Here is a 560-nt window from a genome sequence, read left to right as displayed (position 1 = left end):
CCATTTCACCATCGATTGGAAGGGACCGGTTGCCGATCCGCCTGCTGTCCAGTTATCAGGAGCATAGCCTGCTACGTTTGTAGTCCCTTGGATGTTTGGTCGCCAAACAGCACGGGCCAAACTGGTGTCTACGCATGGGAAAGTTACACTGGTTGGGGTAGCTTAATCATGCAAGACGACACTAATCCGACCAGAGTTGCTAGAACCGATGAGGAATCAACTGCCGTTTATCGTTCTTTGCAATCGGATCTGAGCAAAGGAAACAGTGTTTTCGGTGGTACTACAGTTCAGCCTTCGGCATTGCAGACCCTCCCTTGTATCCGTTATTAGTAGCGGATACATGGAAGAACAGATAGAGCAGGTGACTGCACTGTCGTTGATCCGTTCTTATATGTTGAGTTTGAACTTGAGGCGTCGAATTGCAACGTCCAATACCCAGCATATTGGCCTTGCAAGATATCGGCAGTAGTCCATTTCTCCCCTTGAAATAGAGCACCATAGACGTTGGATCCTGAGTTTGTTCCCATCGGGATATCGCCGATCCATCCAATAATGTTTGG

1 pseudogene is annotated in these 560 nt (G+C 48.4%); it reads right to left on the bottom strand.

From position 1 onward, the window contains the following. Positions 1 to 326: 326 nt before the first annotated feature. A pseudogene (locus H5985_RS09255) lies at positions 327 to 560 on the bottom strand (phage tail protein); the annotation flags it as partial.

The sequence above is a fragment of the Parasutterella secunda genome, from assembly GCF_016901835.1.
Lineage (GTDB): Bacteria > Pseudomonadota > Gammaproteobacteria > Burkholderiales > Burkholderiaceae_F > Aphodousia > Aphodousia faecavium.
This window is presented reverse-complemented; position numbering and strand designations above follow the sequence as displayed.